Raw genomic sequence first — 17,109 nt, forward strand, 5'->3', positions numbered from 1 at the left:
GCGTAGGCGCTGGGCGGTCGACTACCGGTCGCTGAGCCGGCTGCTCAGCCACTCCAGGGCGGGCGGAATCTCCCGGCCCCAGGTGTTGAAGTTGTGGCCGCCGCTCTCCAGGATGATCGACGACATGTGCGTGGGCGCCTTCGCGGCGCCGATCAGCTTCATCGTCGCCCGGTAGTTCGGCTCGCCCTTCCTGCTGCTGGTCACCAGGAGGTTCACCGGCGGGTGCGGCAGGTTCTCCAGCCGCCACGGCAGGTTGTTCTGGAGTTCGAGCTTCTGGTCGCCGCCGAAGAGGTCGCCGGTGGTCCGGTCGTGCGGCGCCTTGTAGTCGGCGGACAGGCCGACCGCGGTCGAGTACGCCTCGGGGTGCCGCATCGTGAGCTTCAGGGCGCAGTAGCCGCCGGTGGAGTCGCCCATGATCCCCCAGTTCCTGGCGTTGGTGCCGACCCGGAAGTGGCCGGACACGGCCGCGCGCAGGTCCTTGGTGAAGAAGGTCTCCGTCTGGGGGCCGCCGGGGATGTCCATGCACTCGGTGTCCCGCGGCGGGGCCACCGTCGGCCGCATCATGATCAGTATGGTCGGCCTGGCCCTGCCGTCCAGGACCTGCTGGTGCGCGATCGACGGGTACTTCATCTTCTTGAAGAGCGCCTCGGCGGTCCCCGGGTAGCCGGTGAGGATCACGGACGCCGGGAACGTGCGCCGGGCGTCCTGGAAGTACTCGGGCGGCAGGTAGACATAGGCCTGCGTGGTGATGTCGGACGCGCCGCCGTGGAAGACCACCTTCTGGATCTGGCCGCCGGTCTTCGGCACCGAACCGCCGGGCACGTTCACATACTTGTGGCCGACCACCTGCAAGCGGTCGGCCGCCGCCGAGTGGTTGACGACGACGCCCGGTTCTGACTCCTGTCCGAACAGGTCGGCCCAGGACGCGTAGAAACCGAACGAGTAGTTGGCGGCCAGCCCGAGCGCCGCGATCATCGACAACTGGGTGAACAGCATCATGCCGACGCGCCCCAGCACCGCCGGGAGACTGCGCTTGGACAGGCGCGGCCAGAGCCATACGGTGGCCACGAACAGCACTACCGCGGCTATGACCGCCAGCAGTAGAACCTTCTTACTGGTGAGACCCATGTCGGATGACGTACTTTCCTGTCCGCGGCCCGGTTCCGGCTCCCTCTGACGGAACCTAGGGGCCTTTCCGCGCGTCCTAGAGGGCGCAAATTGTTCGTTACGAGAGCTGTTTGCGGAACATATCCCGCAATGTTGGGGCTTGGTGACCCATGTCTGTACAGGTAGATGGAGAACTCGGCTTCCGGGTTCCCTGGGCAGGTGCCCGTGTCTACTGATCGCGCCAACGCCGGTACCCGGCGTCCGCGGTTCCTCCGCTCCTCCTCCGTCCCGTCGGTCGTCGGTACCGCCGGGGCCGTGGTGGGGCTGCTCGACGTCGTCTCGGGCGTGTTCCCCGGTTTCCGCAACGGCCGGATGCACCACATGGCGATGGTCTTCCCCGGCACCATGAGTTCGCTCGCGGCGGCGGGGTCGGTGGTCACCGGCATCCTGCTGCTGATGCTGGCTCACGGCCTCAAACGCGGGAAGGTGCGCGCCTGGTGGGCGGCGGTGCTGCTGCTGCCGACCGGCGCCGCGACCCAGCTGGTCTACCGGCATTCGGGGGTCGGCGCGCTCGTCTCGCTGTTCCTGTTCGCGCTGCTGATCGTCCACCGGGGCCAGTTCAACGCCCTGTCGGACCCGCGCACGCGCTGGCGGGCGGCGGCCAACTTCGTGCTGCTCAGCGTCGTCGCCCTCGGCCTGGGGCTGCTCATCGTCAGCGCCCACCCGAAGGTCGAGATGGGCGATCCCAGCCTGATCGAGCGGCTGCAGCACGTGCTGTACGGGCTTTTCGGTTTCGAGGGCCCGGTGAGCTATACGAGTGACCGGGCCTCGGACGTCGTGGCCTACTCGCTCGGCGGGCTCGGCTTCCTCATCGCCGGCACCACCGCGTATCTGATCCTGCGTCCGGCGCGGCCGGTCGCCGAGCTCAGCGGCGCCGACGAGGACCAGCTGCGCGAGCTGCTGGTCAAACACGGCGCCCGCGACTCGCTCGGCCACTTCGCCCTGCGCCGCGACAAGAGCGTGGTGTTCTCGCCGAGCGGCAAGGCCGCCGTCTGCTACCGGGTGGTGTCCGGGGTGATGCTCGCCAGTGGCGACCCCATCGGGGACGTCGAGGCCTGGCCGGGCGCCATCGAGCGCTTCATGGAACTGGCCCGGGCGCACGCCTGGATCCCGGCGGTCATGGGCTGCAGCGAGACCGGCGGCGAGGTCTGGACCCGCGAGACGGGCCTGGACGCGCTGGAGTTGGGCGACGAGGCGATCGTGCGCACCAGCGCCTTCACGATGCAGGGCCGCGCGATGCGCAACGTGCGGCAGATGGTCAAGCGCATCGAACGGTCCGGCTACACCTGCAAGGTGCGCCGGGTCCGCGAGCTGTCGGACGACGAGCGCGAACAGGTCCGGATGGCCGCCGACGCCTGGCGCGGCACGGACACCGAGCGCGGCTTCTCGATGGCGCTGGGCCGGTTCGGCGACGTCGAGGACGGCGACTGCGTGGTCGTCACCGCCCACAAGGAGCGGGAGGACGGCGTCGAGTCGCCGCTGGGCGACCTGCGGGCCGTGCTGCACTTCGTCCCCTGGGGCAAGGACGGCATGTCCCTGGAGCTCATGCGGCGCGACCGCAGCGCCGATCCGGGGCTCAACGAGCTGCTGATCGTCGAGGCGCTGCAGCACGCTCCGGAGCTGGGCGTCGAGAACGTCTCGCTCAACTTCGCGATGTTCCGCTCGGCGCTCGCCCGCGGCGAGCGGATCGGGGCGGGGCCGGTGCTGCGCGGCTGGCGGGGGCTGCTGGTCTTCCTGTCGCGCTGGTTCCAGATCGAGTCGCTGTACAAGTTCAACGCGAAGTTCCAGCCGGAGTGGGTGCCGCGGTTCCTGGTGTTCCGCAACTCGCGGGACCTGCCGCGGATCGGCTTCGCCGCCATGCAGGCGGAGGGCTTCGTCACCCTGTCGCTGCCGCTCCCGGACGCGCTCCAGCGCTTTCTGCCGGGGCGGGCCAAGCGGGCCGCGCACAGCGCGCCCTGCTACGCCAACAGCTCGGAGCCGGAGCGGACGGTCAAGAGCGTCGCCTGACCGCCGCACCACCGCACCCCGCACGACGAGACCGCCGGATCCCTCTCAGGGTCCGGCGGTCTCGTCGTGTGTGGGCGTCGTGCGGGGACGTCGTGCGTCGGCGTCGTGCGGGGGCGTCGTACGTGGGAACGCCGCGCGGGCGCTCAGCGGCCGATGATCAGGCTCATCGCCTCGGAGCGGGTCGCGGGATCGCGCAGCTGGCCGCGGACCGCCGACGTGATGGTCTTCGCGCCCTGCTTGCGCACCCCGCGCATCGACATGCACATGTGCTCGCACTCGATGACGACGATCACGCCGCGCGGCTCCAGGATGCGCATCAGCGAGTCGGCGATCTGCGTGGTGAGCCGCTCCTGGACCTGCGGACGGCGGGCGTAGACGTCGACCAGCCGGGCGAGCTTCGACAGCCCGGTGATCTTGCCGTTGGAGGCCGGGATGTAACCGACGTGGGCGACGCCTATGAACGGCACCAGGTGATGCTCGCAGCTCGACATCACCTCGATGTCCTTCACCAGCACCATCTCGTCGTGCCCGAGGTCGAACGTCGTGGTCAGGACGTCCTCCGGCTCCTGCCAGAGGCCGGCGAATATCTCCTTGTACGCGCGGGCCACCCGGCCCGGCGTCTCCCGCAGGCCCTCCCGGTCAGGGTCCTCACCGACCGCGAAGAGAAGCTCACGCACGGCGGCCTCGGCACGCTTCTCGTCGAACACGCCGATGGTCCCCTCGCCATCCAGCGTCACGGGGTCGGTCATCTGTGCCTCGTTCCTCGTACGGACCTGCGGAGAGCTGCTCGGGCTGCACAAAATGAAGACCGCGCCCCCAAGGTTAAAACCTTGGGGGCGCGGTCTTCATTCCGGGATCACCGTTCCCGGCCGGCTCTCGCCGACCGGTTTCCGGTGGTCAGCTGTCGGTTCCGCTGCCCGAGTCCTCGGGAAGCTCCACCGTCTCGGTGGACTTCTCGATGGCCGGGGTGGCGGTGCTGCTGCCGTTGGCGGACTGGCTGCCGTTGGTGAGCGCCAGCTCCTTGGGCGAGAGCACCGGCGGGCGGGTCGACGGCGTACGGCGCGAGGACCCGGTCCAGGCCGGCCGCGGCGGACGCCTGACGATGGCCTTGAAGACCTCGGCGATCTCCTCCTTGTTCAGCGTCTCCTTCTCCAGGAGCGCCAGAACCAGGTTGTCGAGAACGTCGCGGTTCTCGACCAGGATCTCCCACGCCTCGTTGTGCGCGGTCTCGATGAGCTTCTTGACCTCTTCGTCGACCAGCCCGGCGACCTCTTCCGAGTAGTCGCGCTGGTGACCCATGTCACGTCCCAGGAACGGCTCCGCGTTGTCCGAGCCGAACTTGATCGCGCCGAGCCGCTCGGTCATCCCGTACTGGGTGACCATCGCGCGAGCCGTCGCGGTCGCCTTCTCGATGTCGTTCGAGGCGCCGGTGGTCGGGTCGTGGAAGACCAGTTCCTCCGCCGCCCGGCCGCCCATCATGTAGGCGAGCTGGTCGAGCATCTCGTTGCGCGTCGTCGAGTACTTGTCCTCGTCCGGCAGGACCATCGTGTAACCGAGGGCCCGGCCGCGGGAGAGGATCGTGATCTTGTGCACCGGGTCGCTGTTCGGAGAAGCCGCGGCGACCAGGGCGTGTCCGCCCTCGTGGTACGCGGTGATCTTCTTCTCCTTCTCGGACATGATCCGGGTCCGCTTCTGCGGTCCGGCCACGACCCGGTCGATCGCCTCGTCGAGGGTCTCGTTGTCGACCAACTTGCGGTCCCCGCGGGCCGTCAGGAGCGCGGCCTCGTTGAGCACGTTCGCCAGGTCGGCGCCGGTGAAGCCGGGGGTGCGGCGAGCGACGGCCCGGAGGTCGACGTTCGGAGCGACCGGCTTGCCCTTGGCGTGGACGTTGAGGATCTCCAGCCGGCCCATGAGGTCGGGGCGGTCCACGGCGATCTGCCGGTCGAAGCGGCCCGGACGCAGCAGCGCCGGGTCCAGGATGTCCGGCCGGTTGGTGGCGGCGATCAGGATGACGCCGCCCTTCACGTCGAAGCCGTCCATCTCGACGAGCAGCTGGTTGAGCGTCTGCTCGCGCTCGTCGTGCCCGCCGCCCATACCGGCACCGCGGTGCCGGCCGACGGCGTCGATCTCGTCGACGAAGACGATCGCCGGGGCGTTCGCCTTGGCCTGCTCGAACAGGTCGCGGACACGCGAGGCGCCGACACCCACGAACATCTCGACGAAGTCGGAACCCGAGATCGAGTAGAACGGCACGCCGGCCTCACCCGCGACGGCGCGGGCCAGCAGGGTCTTGCCGGTACCGGGCGGGCCGTAGAGCAGCACGCCCTTGGGGATCTTGGCGCCGACGGCCTGGAACTTCGCCGGCTCCTGCAGGAACTCCTTGATCTCGTGGAGCTCCTCGACCGCCTCGTCCGCCCCCGCCACGTCCGCGAACGTGGTCTTGGGGGTGTCCTTGGTGATCAGCTTGGCCTTGGACTTCCCGAACTGCATGACGCGGGATCCGCCGCCCTGCATCTGGTTCATCAGGAAGAGGAAGACCACGACGATCAGCACGAACGGCAGCAGCGACAGCAGGATGCTGACGAACGCGTTCTGCTTGGACGGCGAGACGGTGTAACCGTCGGGCAGCGTGCCGCCCGCGGACGTGTCACCGTCGACCTTCCTCTGCAGGAAGGCCGCGATGTCGGTGCTCTGCTGGGCACTGACGTAGCTGGCCTTGAGCTTGGTGCCCAGGTCCTTGCCGCCGACCTTGGCGCCCTCGACGAGCTCGACCTTGACCATCTGCTCGTCGCCGGTGGTGAGCTCCGCCGACTTGAGAATGTTGTCCTTGCTGTGGATCGCTTGCACGACCTGGCCGGTGTCCACCGTCTTGTAGCCGCCGGAGGAGCCGACGACCTGCATGAGGACGACCACGGCGATGACAGCCAGCACGATCCACATGACTGGCCCACGGAAATAGCGCTTGACGTCCATCCATGCGGGGCGCGGACGCCCCGTCCCTCCTGCCACAGTGAGGCAGCGCGGCTCGCTGGCCGCGTGCACATCCGGTGTATGACCCGACCTTCGGACGGTACCTCAGCATTGTCGCCTGAGGCGGCCGCCGACCGTTAACAATCCCGGCCTCCCCTGCTCCAACGGCGGGAAACGGTGCGGGGTTCCCCGTTGTCGGCACGGGCTGCGCCGAACGGGGACATCCTCGGACGAACGGGGGCGTCAGCCGCCGTATACGTGCGGGGCGAGTGTTCCGACGAACGGGAGATTGCGGTACTTCTCGGCGAAATCGAGCCCGTAGCCGACGACGAACTCGTTGGGGATGTCGAAGCCGGTGTACTTCACATCGATCTCGACCTTGGCCGCCTCGGGCTTCCGCAGCAGCGTGCAGACCTCCAGGGAGGCCGGGCCGCGCGAACCGAGGTTGCTGATCAGCCAGGACAGCGTCAGACCGGAGTCGATGATGTCCTCGACGATCAGCACGTCGCGGCCGGCGATGTCGGTGTCGAGGTCCTTGAGGATGCGGACGACGCCCGACGACTTGGTGCCGGCACCGTAGGAGGACACCGCCATCCAGTCCATCGTCACGTTGGTGGAGAGCGCGCGCGCCAGGTCCGCCATCACCATCACCGCGCCCTTGAGCACGCCGACGATCAGCAGGTCCTTGCCCGCGTAGTCCTTGTCGATCTTCGCGGCAAGCTCGATGAGCTTGGCGTCGATCTCTTCCTTGGTGATGAGCACCTTTTCGAGGTCGGTGCCCATGTCGTTCTCGTTCACCTGTTTGGGTTCCTCAAGGTCTACGACGGTGAGAAGAACAGTCTGCCATTGCGCCGACGGGCCTCGACGCCGCCCGGGAGGTTGAGACCTTTCTGCCCGCGCCAGTCGGTGACCAGCCGGTCGACCTCCTCGATGTGGCGGGCGAACAGGAATCCGGGCGGGGAACCGGCGGCGATCAGCGCCCGGCGCAGCACCCGGCGGCGGACGGCGGCCGGCAGCGAGCTCAGCCGGAGCGCGTCCAGGGAGCCCTCACCGTCGGCGACATCACGTTCCGCGGTGGCCGCCCACTGGTCCAGGGCGTCGGCGTCGTCGCGGGAGAGCTGGGCGGTGCGGGCCAGCGCCTCGATGACGCCCTTGCCGAGGGACTTCTCCAGCACCGGCAGCGCCTCGTGGCGGACCCGGGAGCGGGTGTAGGCGGGGTCGTGGTTGTGCGGGTCCTCCCACACGTCGATGCCCTGGGCCAGGCAGCCCTTGCGCACGGTGTCGCGGTCGAGCAGCAGGAACGGGCGGCGGTAGCGACCCCCCGCGCCCGACACGGCGGCCATCCCGGACAGCGAGCGGGTGCCGGAGCCGCGGGCGAGGCCCAGCAGCACCGTCTCCGCCTGGTCGTCCCGGGTGTGGCCGAGCAGGACGGCGGCGGCGCCGCGGGCGTCGGCGGTGGCGTCCAGCGCGCCGTAGCGGGCGTCGCGGGCAGCGGCTTCCGGTCCGCCCTGGCGGCCGACGGTGACGCCGACGGCGTCCACGGGGTCGAGCCCGAGGCAGCGCAGGCGCGCGGCGACTTCGAGGGCGCGGCCGGTCGAGCCGGGCTGCAGCCCGTGGTCGACGGTGACGGCTCCGGCGCGCACGCCGAGTTTGGGGGCCTCGAACGCGAGGGCCGCGGCGAGCGCCATGGAGTCGGCGCCTCCACTGCAGGCGGCCAGGACGAGGGGGTTGGGGGCGGGGGTGGCGATGAGGACGTCGTGAAGTACGCGGCGGACCGCCAGGCGTATCGCGGCGACCGTGGGGTGGGGACCCATGTCCGGTTCCCTCCTATGGAGGCTGTGAGGGTGATAACGCAAAGTAGCTAGATGGTGACAGAAGCTGGGGCTGTACCCGAGCATCGCACGCCTTACCCTGCGCTTACGGTCCCTCGGACGGGTGAACCGGGAGGCGTCGCGGTCACGAATCGCTGCGCCGGTGCACCCTCGTGACCCAGTCCGCCGGTTTGGCGATCTCCGCCTTCGTCGGGAGCGTGTTGGGCGACGTCCAGACGCGGTTGAAGCCGTCCATGCCCACCTCGTCGACGACGGCGCGCACGAAGCGCTCGCCGTCCTTGTACTGGCGCAGCTTCGCGTCCAGCCCCAGCACCTTGCGCAGCACCTGGTCCAGCCGGCCCGCGCCGCTGGCCCTGCGCTGCTGGAACTTCTCCCGGATCTCCGCGACCGAGGGCACGACGTCGGGCCCCACGCCGTCCATCACGAAGTCCGCGTGGCCCTCCAGCAGCGACATGACGGCGGTCAGGCGCGCGAGGATCTCCCGCTGGACGGGGGTCTGGACGAAGTCGACGATGCTGCGGCCCTCTTCGGGCTCGTCGTCCCCCCGCGTGCCCTTCGATCCGCCGGCCCCGCCGCCCGAGAACGACTGCGCGGCCTCGCGGATCCGTTCGATGACGGTGGAGGCGTCCATGTCGGTCTCGCCGAGGAAGGACTGGATCTCGCCCTCGATGTGGTCGCGCAGCCACGGCACGGCGGTGAACTGGGTGCGGTGCGTCTCCTCGTGCAGGCACACCCACAGCCGGAAGTCGTGCGGGTCCACGTCGAGTTCGCGCTCGACGTGCACGATGTTCGGCGCCACCAGCAGCAGGCGACCGGCGCGCGGCTCCCCCGGGCCGGGGGCGACGGGGCCGGCCGGCAGCTCGCGGGTGGCGGGGGCGAAGGTCTCGTACTGACCGAGCACCCGGGACGCCAGGAACGACAGCAGCATCCCGACCTCGACGCCGGTGACCTTGCCGCCGACCGTGCCCAGCGCCATCCCGCCGAGACCACCGGGGCGGCGCTCCTGCATCTTGCCCAGCAGCGGCTTGAGGATCTCGCGGAAGCCGGCGACGTTCGCCTTCACCCAGCCCACCCGGTCCACGATCAGCACCGGCGTGCCGTTCGTCATGGACGCGTCCCCGTACATACGGGTGAACGCGCGCACGTGCTCCTCCGAGGAGCGCGCGTGCTTGCGCAACTCGGCCACGATCGCCCGCGCCTCGTCCCCGCTGACTTCAGGGCCCGGCCGCATCAACCGCTGTGCGGTCGCCACTGCGAGGTTCCAGTCGACCATGTCGGCACCACCGAAGCTCGTCATGCCTTCACGGTACGTTGCCGCTCCCGTTTTCAGGGTCGGATAACGCCCGGGGTTCGGGGACTGGCCCCGGGCAGGGCTGGGGCGGGGCGGGAGCGGGGGTTCAGCAGCCGCAGGCGGCGAGGGCGGACGCCAGCCGGTCGAGGGCGCTCTGGGCGGCCGTCGCGGACGTGGTGCCCTGCGCAAGGAAGGCGAAGGTGAGCAGCCGGCCGTCGGCGGTGACGACGGTCCCGGTGATGGCGTTGACCCCGGTGAGGGTGCCGGTCTTGGCGCGGATCAGGCCGGCGCCGGAGGCGGGGCCGCCGCGGAACCGGTCGGAGAGGGTGCCGGAGAAGCCGGCGACGGGCAGTCCGGTGAGGATCGGCCGCAGTTGGGGGTGATGGGGCGACGCGGCCAGGGCGAGGAGCCGCGCGAGCTGCTGCGCGGACAGCGCGTCGGCGCGGCTGAGGCCGCTGCCGTCGGTGAACTTCGCCCCGGCCGGCGGCAGGCCGAGCCGGTCCAGGGCCGCGGTGACCGCCTGCTGCGCGCCGCCGAAGCTCGCGGGCAGGTGCGCGGCGATCGCGGTCTGCCGGGCGAGGGCCTCCGCGATGTCGTTGTCGCTGTTGGTCAGCATCCGCTCGACGAGCGCGGACAGCGGCGCGGACCGGGCCACGGCCAGCTGGCTGCCGGACGCGGCGGCGGAGGTCCTCACCGGGGTGCCCGTCACCTCGATCCCGCGTGCCCTGAGCAGCTTCGCGAACGCGGTGGCGGTGTCGGCGGCCGGGTCGGGAGAGCGGTCGGCAGGGCCGTGGTCGCTCTTGTCGACGCGTCCCTCGTCGGTCATCAGCGGGGTCACCGGCGCGATGTTCTCGTTGCGCCCGATGGGGTGCAGGACGGATCCCGAGTACAGCGACAGGTCGTAGCCGAGCGAGGTGGCGGTGGTGCCGCGGGCGGCCAGCGCGCGGGCGGTGTCGTCGGCCAGGGTGCGCAGCGCCGCGGCGGTGAGGGTGGGGTCGCCGCCGCCCACGAGCACGGTGCTGTGCTCCCCCGCGGCCAACACCGTCGTCGATATCCGGTGGTCGGGGCCGAGTACGGAGAGGGCGGCCGCGGCCGTCGCGATCTTTATGGTCGAGGCCGGCACGGACGGGGTACCGGCGCCGGAGCCGAACAGCAGCTTGCCGGTGGCCGCGTCGATGACGGCTCCGGTGCGCAGCGGGCCGAGGGCCGGGTCGCGCAGCAGCGGTGCGAGCCGGGCGGCGAGCGCCTGCTGGGTGGGGAGCGTGCCCGGGTCCGTGGCGGGCGCGGTGAGCACCCGGCCGGCGGGCGGGGCGGCGGCCTCGGTGGGCGCCGGCGGGCGGGGCACGGCGGCGGTGCGGCCGTCCGGCTGGTGGCCCCGGGAGGCGGCGGCCGCCCGTTCCGCCGTACGCTGACCCGACTCCCACGGTCCGGCCGCGGCCACCGCCGCGAAGGAAAGGGTCAGTCCGAGTGCGGCCGACCCCGCCACTACCTGCCATGTTCTGGCGTCCGGCACCCCCGACCAGCCCCTTTCGCGACCACACACCTGCGTGGGAGACACTTAATCACCAGAAGTATGTGCTGATCATGGAGGAGTAGGGCCTTGGAGTTCGACGTCACGATCGAGATCCCGAAGGGTTCCCGGAACAAGTACGAGGTGGACCACGAGACCGGTCGTATCCGCTTGGACCGCCGGCTCTTCACCTCGACCAGTTACCCGGCCGACTACGGCTTCGTCGAGAACACCCTGGGTGAGGACGGCGACCCGCTGGACGCCCTGGTCATCCTTGATGAGCCGACGTTCCCCGGCTGCCTCATCAAGTGCCGCGCCGTCGGCATGTTCCGTATGACCGACGAGGCCGGCGGCGACGACAAGCTGCTGTGCGTCCCGGCGTCCGACCCGCGGGTGGAGCACTTGCGTGACATCCATCACGTGTCGGAGTTCGACCGCCTGGAGATCCAGCACTTCTTCGAGGTCTACAAGGACCTGGAGCCCGGCAAGTCCGTCGAGGGCGCCAACTGGGTCGGCCGCATCGAGGCCGAGGCCGAGATCGAGGCGTCCTACAAGCGCCTGAAGGACTCGGGTCAGGTCTTCCACAGCCACTGACCCCTGGTCGCGCGCACCGGAGACGTCCCGAACGCCGGGCAGGCCCTTCACGGGGCCTGCCCGGCGTTCGCGCGTTCCGGCCTCGGAAGCCGGCTGGGAAGCCGCCCCTGGAGCCCGCTCAGAAGCCCCTGGTGCGCTTGGCCGCGCGGCGCCGGGCCGGGTCGGCGGACCCCGGCGTCTTGAGGAACATGCGGGCGATCTCCCCGCCGAGGTTCACGCCGATGGCGACGGCGAGGGCCAGCGCCGCGGCCTTCGTCAGGGAGGTGAACCCCTCCGCCGTGTGGTTCTGGGTGAAGGCGAGCAGCCCGAAGTACGTCGCCGAGCCGGGCAACAGCGGGCCGATCGCGGCCGTGACGTACGGCAGGACCGACGCGTACCGGTAGCGGGCCATCAGCTGGCCGAAGAGGCCGACGAGGCCCGCCGCGGCCGCGGTGGCGACGACCGGGTTGGCGCCGAGCTGCTGGTGCAGCACCCCGTAGACCGTCCAGGCGACGCCGCCGTTGAGCGTGGCGAGCAGCAGCACCCCGCGCTCGCACTGCAGCAGCACCGCGAAGGCGAGGGTGAGGGACATCGCGGACAGCAGCTGCACCCAGGGGTGGTCGTAGGCGCGCAGCGCCTGCTCCGGGTCGAAGTCGGCGCCCAGCCGCACGCCCGCGTACAGCACGATCGTCACGCCGAAGACGATGCCGACGACGAGGTACATGACCTCCAGCAGCCGCGCGGACGCGGTGATGTAGAACCCGGTCAGGCCGTCCTGGACGCCTGCCACCAGGGCCCGTCCCGGTAGCAGGGTGAACAGTCCGCCGGTGATCACGGCGGACGCCTGGAGGTCGGCCGCGCCCGGCAGGTGGTCGGCGTAGAGGTTGACGACGATGCCCATCGCGGCGGCCGGCATCGCGGCGGCGGCGAACTGGTAGAACTCCGGCAGCCCGCGCCCCGCGCAGAGCCAGGCCAGCCGGTCGCCGAGCATCGCGGCCAGCGCCGCCGCGAGGAAGATCAGCGGACCACCGCCGACCAGGATGCTCGCCGACCCGGCCAGCAGCCCGGCGGCGCCGGTCAAAACCCAGCCGCTGTAGGGGTGCCGGTTGCGGCGGATCGCGGCCAGCCGGCCGTAGGACTCCTCCAGCGTCGCCTCGTGCGCGGTGATGTCGTCCACGAGCTGGAAGACGGCCGCGAGCCGCGTGTAGTCGGTGCCCCGGCGGCGCACGGTGCGGCTCGCGCCGACCGGCGCGTCGACGAGGGACGGCTGGTACGAGATGCCCAGCAGCGTGAACGTGACGGTGGGTTCCACCCGGGCCAGCCCGTAGGCGTGCGCGACGCCGAACATCGCCGCCTCGACGTCCTCGGCGCCCTCACCACCCGCGAGCAGCAGCTCGCCGATGCGCAGCGTGAGGTCGAGCACCCGGGGCACCGGCGGGCCGGCCTCCGGCTTGTCGGCGGGCAGCTCGGGCACCGGGCGCTCGGTGACCGGCATCCGGACCAGCTCGCGCATGCGGTCCTGCCAGGGGACGACGCCCTTGGTGAGCCGTATGACGGGGATGCCGTCGGGGGGTGTGAACGCGTTCCCGACACCGTGGGCGGCGGAGGAGGCGGGCGCGGTGAAGGCAGAGCCTTCCGCCTCCGGCCCGGCCGGCAGCTCCACCCCCGTCGGTGCGGCGAACTCCGATGTCGTCGAACCGTCGGATTCCGGGACCGACGGCATCGGTACACCCACGGGGGGCGTGAACTCCGACCGCGACTCATCCGAGTCCGGCTTCTCTTCGTCCGCCACGTTGACCGACCACCTCCGGTGATCAGTGTGCAGGGCGCACGGCGTCCACCGCGATTCCCGCCCTGCTCACCGCCCCCGCGGGCGCTCTACCTGGCCCGGTGGCGGCCGCCCCGGCCGGCGGTGCCGACGGGCGGCGTGGGCGTGTCCGCGGGGGGCCGGGGGCCCTCCTTCTTCGACTTCGCGCGGGCCCGGAGGAACTCGATGGCGATCGGGACGACCGAGACGAGCACGATCGCGACCAGGATCAGCTCGATGTTCTCGTGGACGAACGCGATCTGGCCGAGCCAGTAGCCGAGGAGGGTGACGCCGCCCCCCCAGAGGGTTCCGCCGATGATGTTGTAGGTGACGAACGTCCGGTAGTTCATCCGGCTGACGCCGGCGATGATCGGCGTGAACGTGCGGACGATGGGCACGAAGCGGGCCAGCACGATCGACTTGGGACCGTGCTTCTCGAAGAAGGCGTGCGCCTTCTCGATGTTCTCCTGCTTGAAGAGCCTGGAGTCCGGCCGCCGGAAGAGCGAGGGTCCGACCTTGCGGCCGAAGAGGAAGCCGACCTGGTCACCGACGATCGCGGCGACGACGACGAGCAGCGTCACCAGCCACAGCGGGGTCTTGAGGGTGCCGCCCGCGACCAGCAGGCCGGTCGTGAAGAGGAGCGAGTCCCCGGGCAGGAAGAATCCGATCAGCAGGCCCGACTCTGCGAAGACGATCAACAGCACGCCCCACAGGCCGAACGAGTTGATCAGGTGGTCGGGATCGAGCCAGCTGGGGCCCAGGGCGATGTTCATCACCAGGTAAAAGTACCAACCGAATCGTTGCGCCCCCTGTGTGCGGCGGGCTGGTCGCGATCCGTGCGCACCGCGTGGGGGTTCGGTGCGGGATCCGTGCCGCGGAATTCGCGCCGGTCGAGTTGGCCGAAACGTTCCCCAACGCGGGGGTGGTGCATTACGTTCTCCGCAACGCCACCGCGTGCACCACGGGCAAATCTCCTGTCACAGCATCTGAACTTTCTGGCGGATCCTGTTATGACGCGCGCCATCTCCCTTCGCGATCTTTCTAAGTTCTATCCGAAGCAGGCCGCTCCGGCGGTCGACCGGTTTAGCCTGGACGTCGCCCCCGGCGAGTTTCTGGTCATGCTGGGTCCCTCCGGCTGTGGCAAGTCCACGGTTCTGCGCATGATCGCGGGGCTGGAGGACATCAGCTCGGGCGAGTTGCTGCTCGACGGCGAATACGCCAACGACCTCGCACCGGGCGACCGTCGGATGGCGATGGTGTTCCAGAACTTCGCGCTGTATCCAAGCATGACCAGCCGGCAGAACATCGGGTTCCCGCTGCGCTTCGAAATGCCGGGAGAGGACCAGAATCCGCGGGTCGAGGAGACCGCGCGGATCCTGGGCATCGAGGAGATCCTGGACCGCTACCCCGGGCAGCTGTCCGGCGGTGAGCGGCAGCGGGTCGCGATGGGCCGCGCCATCTCGCGGCACCCGTCGGTCTTCCTGATGGACGAGCCGCTGTCGAACCTGGACGCCAAACTGCGCTCGCACCTGCGCGCCGAGATCGCCCGGCTGACCCGCGGAATGGGCGTCACCACCGTGTACGTGACGCACGATCAGGCCGAGGCCATGTCGCTCGGCGACCGCGTCGCGGTCATGCGCGGCGGAGTGCTGCAGCAGGTCGGAACGCCGCGCGACACCTACCACCTGCCGGTGAACGTGTTCGTCGCCGCGTTCATCGGGACCCCGAGGATCAATCTGCTGCAGGCCACGGTGCTGGCGCCGTTGGGCGGCGGCATGTGGATCGACTTCGGGCGGCAGCGCCTGGGGCTGCCGGAGCCGCTGAGCCTGGACCATCAGATGCTCCGCATCCAGCAGGGCCGCGACATCATCGTCGGACTGCGCTCCGAGGCGGTGCGGATCGCCGCGCCGAGCAACGCGCACGCGGGCGAGGTGGTGCTCAGCGGCATCGTCGAGCACGTGGAGTACCAGGGGCACGAGTGCCTGGTGCACCTGAACACCGGAGCGAAGCCGGCGGTCGTGCCCGAGCTGGAGGCGCCCCGGCTGCCCGCGCAGCGCACCCGTTCCGCGGCGCGGCGGGCGGCAGCGGGGCCCGGCGGTCTCGGCAAGCTGGCGAGGAAGGCCGCCGGGCGGTTCCCCGGGCTGCTGCAGGAGCCCGACACCTCCGGCGCGGTCAAGGTGCTCGACCCGCCGCCGGCCGACCGCGCGGAGCAGCCGACCGGCGACCTGGTGGTCCGCACCGGGCCCGACATCCGGGTCAGGCCCGGGGACCGGGTGCCGCTCCTGGTGGACCTGGCGCATCTGTACGTCTTCGACAACACCGGCCGCCGGATCTGCCCCGCTCCCGCGGAGCAGCCGCGCCTGGAGTGACCGCAAGGCGGGGCGGGGAGCGGCGGCCCGACGGGCGCGGCGGGCTGGGGCGTCGTATCGTCCCGAAGGGAACCCGTCGAGGAGGAGCCACCATGAGCACGCCCCTGAACGTCACGGCCACCGTCCCCTGCCGAACCACCGCCTGATGGCGCTGCACAAGGGAGCCGGGGACTCCCGTCCGCTCGCGGTCAACCCGTTCTACTACGGCGACGCCGACCCCGCCGGCAGCATGCAGGTCGCACCGCCCAAGCACCGGCTGCCGGACGGCCCCATGCCGCCGCACACCGCGTACCAGCTGGTCCACGACGAGTTGATGCTCGACGGGAACTCACGGCTCAACCTGGCGACGTTCGTCACCACGTGGATGGAGCCGCAGGCCGATGTGCTGATGGCCGAGTGCCGTGACAAGAACATGATCGACAAGGACGAGTACCCGCGCACCGCGGAGTTGGAGCGGCGCTGCGTGGCGATCCTCGCCGACCTGTGGAACGCGCCTGACCCGACGGCCGTCATCGGCTGTTCGACGACGGGCTCCTCCGAGGCGTGCATGCTCGCCGGTATGGCCCTCAAGCGGCGCTGGGCGAACCGCAACAAGGACCGCTATCCGGCGACGGCCAGGCCCAATCTGATCATGGGCGCCAACGTGCAGGTGTGCTGGGAGAAGTTCTGCGCGTTCTGGGAGGTCGAGGCGCGGCTGGTGCCCGTACAGGGCGACCGGCTGCACCTGGACGCCGAGTCGGCCGTGGCGCTGTGCGACGAGAACACGATCGGCGTAGTCGCCGTGCTCGGATCGACCTTCGACGGATCGTACGAACCGGTCGCGGAGATCTGCGCGGCCCTCGACGCGCTCCAGGAACGTACCGGCCTGGACGTACCGGTCCATGTGGACGGCGCGTCGGGCGCGATGGTCGCCCCCTTCCTCGACGAGGACCTCGTCTGGGACTTCCGGCTCCCCCGCGTCGCGTCGATCAACACCTCGGGCCACAAGTACGGGCTGGTCTACCCCGGCGTCGGCTGGGCGCTGTGGCGCGACCGCGACGCCCTCCCGGATGAACTGGTCTTCCGCGTCAACTACCTCGGCGGCGACATGCCGACCTTCGCCCTCAACTTCTCCCGGCCGGGCGCGCAGGTCGTGGCGCAGTACTACACGTTCCTGCGGCTGGGCCGGGACGGCTACCGCACGGTGCAGCAGAGCAGCCGGGACGTGGCGATGTCGCTGGCCTCGCGGATCGAGGCGCTCGGCGACTTCCGGCTGGTCACCCGGGGCGACCAACTGCCGGTCTTCGCCTTCACCACCAACGACGAGATCAAGAACTACGACGTCTTCGACGTGTCCCGCCGGCTGCGCGAGCACGGCTGGCTGGTCCCCGCGTACACCTATCCGGCGGACCGCGAGGACCTCGCGGTCCTGCGGGTGGTCTGCCGCAACGGCTTCTCCGAGGACCTGGCGGACCTCCTCGTCGAGGAACTCTCCCGCCTGCTGCCCGAACTCCGGCGCCAGGACCAGCCGTTGGACCGCCCGACGGAAGTGGCGACGGCGTTCCACCACTGAGGACGCGCGCAACGCGTCGGCCGGCCCGGAT

The 17,109-nt window shown here is 70.5% G+C and carries 13 protein-coding genes; 4 read left to right on the top strand and 9 right to left on the bottom strand.

Annotated elements, in window-relative coordinates:
• Window positions 1-21: 21 nt before the first annotated feature.
• Entirely contained in the window at window positions 22-1,128 is a 1,107-nt protein-coding gene (locus M2266_RS15695; protein WP_277438761.1) for an alpha/beta hydrolase-fold protein, read from the bottom strand.
• 204 nt (window positions 1,129-1,332) lie between these two features.
• On the opposite strand from M2266_RS15695, the gene M2266_RS15700 reads away from it, so the two are divergent.
• Entirely contained in the window at window positions 1,333-3,174 is a 1,842-nt protein-coding gene (locus tag M2266_RS15700; protein WP_277438762.1) for a phosphatidylglycerol lysyltransferase domain-containing protein, read from the top strand.
• A gap of 143 nt (window positions 3,175-3,317) precedes the next feature.
• Here M2266_RS15700 and folE read toward each other — a convergent pair whose 3' ends face one another.
• From folE to dacB, 6 genes are all read right to left on the bottom strand, one after another.
• Window positions 3,318-3,923: a GTP cyclohydrolase I FolE gene (gene folE / locus M2266_RS15705; protein ID WP_277438763.1), complete on the bottom strand. Its 606-nt coding sequence runs from the start codon at window positions 3,921-3,923 to the stop codon at window positions 3,318-3,320.
• A 148-nt stretch (window positions 3,924-4,071) separates the two neighbouring features.
• On the bottom strand, window positions 4,072-6,147 hold the full coding sequence (ftsH, locus tag M2266_RS15710) for an ATP-dependent zinc metalloprotease FtsH (RefSeq protein ID WP_277438764.1): 2,076 nt from the start codon (window positions 6,145-6,147) through the stop codon (window positions 4,072-4,074).
• 240 nt (window positions 6,148-6,387) lie between these two features.
• Window positions 6,388-6,927: a hypoxanthine phosphoribosyltransferase gene (gene hpt / locus M2266_RS15715; RefSeq protein ID WP_277441225.1), complete on the bottom strand. Its 540-nt coding sequence runs from the start codon at window positions 6,925-6,927 to the stop codon at window positions 6,388-6,390.
• A 35-nt stretch (window positions 6,928-6,962) separates the two neighbouring features.
• Window positions 6,963-7,958, bottom strand: a complete 996-nt coding sequence (gene tilS / locus M2266_RS15720; RefSeq protein WP_277438765.1) for a tRNA lysidine(34) synthetase TilS — start codon at window positions 7,956-7,958, stop codon at window positions 6,963-6,965.
• A gap of 142 nt (window positions 7,959-8,100) precedes the next feature.
• On the bottom strand, window positions 8,101-9,273 hold the full coding sequence (locus M2266_RS15725) for a zinc-dependent metalloprotease (protein WP_277438766.1): 1,173 nt from the start codon (window positions 9,271-9,273) through the stop codon (window positions 8,101-8,103).
• A gap of 100 nt (window positions 9,274-9,373) precedes the next feature.
• Window positions 9,374-10,780, bottom strand: coding sequence for a D-alanyl-D-alanine carboxypeptidase/D-alanyl-D-alanine-endopeptidase (gene dacB / locus M2266_RS15730; RefSeq protein WP_277438767.1), 1,407 nt, complete (start codon window positions 10,778-10,780; stop codon window positions 9,374-9,376).
• 87 nt (window positions 10,781-10,867) lie between these two features.
• Between dacB and M2266_RS15735 the strand changes: the two genes are divergently transcribed.
• Window positions 10,868-11,371, top strand: coding sequence for an inorganic diphosphatase (locus M2266_RS15735; RefSeq protein ID WP_269269823.1), 504 nt, complete (start codon window positions 10,868-10,870; stop codon window positions 11,369-11,371).
• Between the two features lie 118 nt (window positions 11,372-11,489).
• Here the strand turns inward: M2266_RS15735 and M2266_RS15740 are convergent, their stop codons facing one another.
• Both M2266_RS15740 and M2266_RS15745 read right to left on the bottom strand, forming a co-directional pair.
• Window positions 11,490-13,073, bottom strand: a complete 1,584-nt coding sequence (locus M2266_RS15740; protein WP_277438768.1) for a threonine/serine exporter family protein — start codon at window positions 13,071-13,073, stop codon at window positions 11,490-11,492.
• Window positions 13,074-13,228: 155 nt separating this feature from the next.
• Window positions 13,229-13,930: a VTT domain-containing protein gene (locus M2266_RS15745; RefSeq protein ID WP_277441226.1), complete on the bottom strand. Its 702-nt coding sequence runs from the start codon at window positions 13,928-13,930 to the stop codon at window positions 13,229-13,231.
• Window positions 13,931-14,167: 237 nt separating this feature from the next.
• Between M2266_RS15745 and M2266_RS15750 the strand changes: the two genes are divergently transcribed.
• Both M2266_RS15750 and M2266_RS15755 read left to right on the top strand, forming a co-directional pair.
• Window positions 14,168-15,526: an ABC transporter ATP-binding protein gene (locus M2266_RS15750; RefSeq protein ID WP_277438769.1), complete on the top strand. Its 1,359-nt coding sequence runs from the start codon at window positions 14,168-14,170 to the stop codon at window positions 15,524-15,526.
• Window positions 15,527-15,671: 145 nt separating this feature from the next.
• Complete coding sequence (locus M2266_RS15755; RefSeq protein ID WP_277438770.1) at window positions 15,672-17,078, top strand: glutamate decarboxylase; 1,407 nt, start codon at window positions 15,672-15,674, stop codon at window positions 17,076-17,078.
• The last annotated feature ends 31 nt before the right edge of the window (window positions 17,079-17,109 follow it).

This window comes from Streptomyces sp. SPB162 (genome assembly GCF_029504575.1).
Taxonomy (GTDB): Bacteria; Actinomycetota; Actinomycetes; order Streptomycetales; family Streptomycetaceae; genus Actinacidiphila.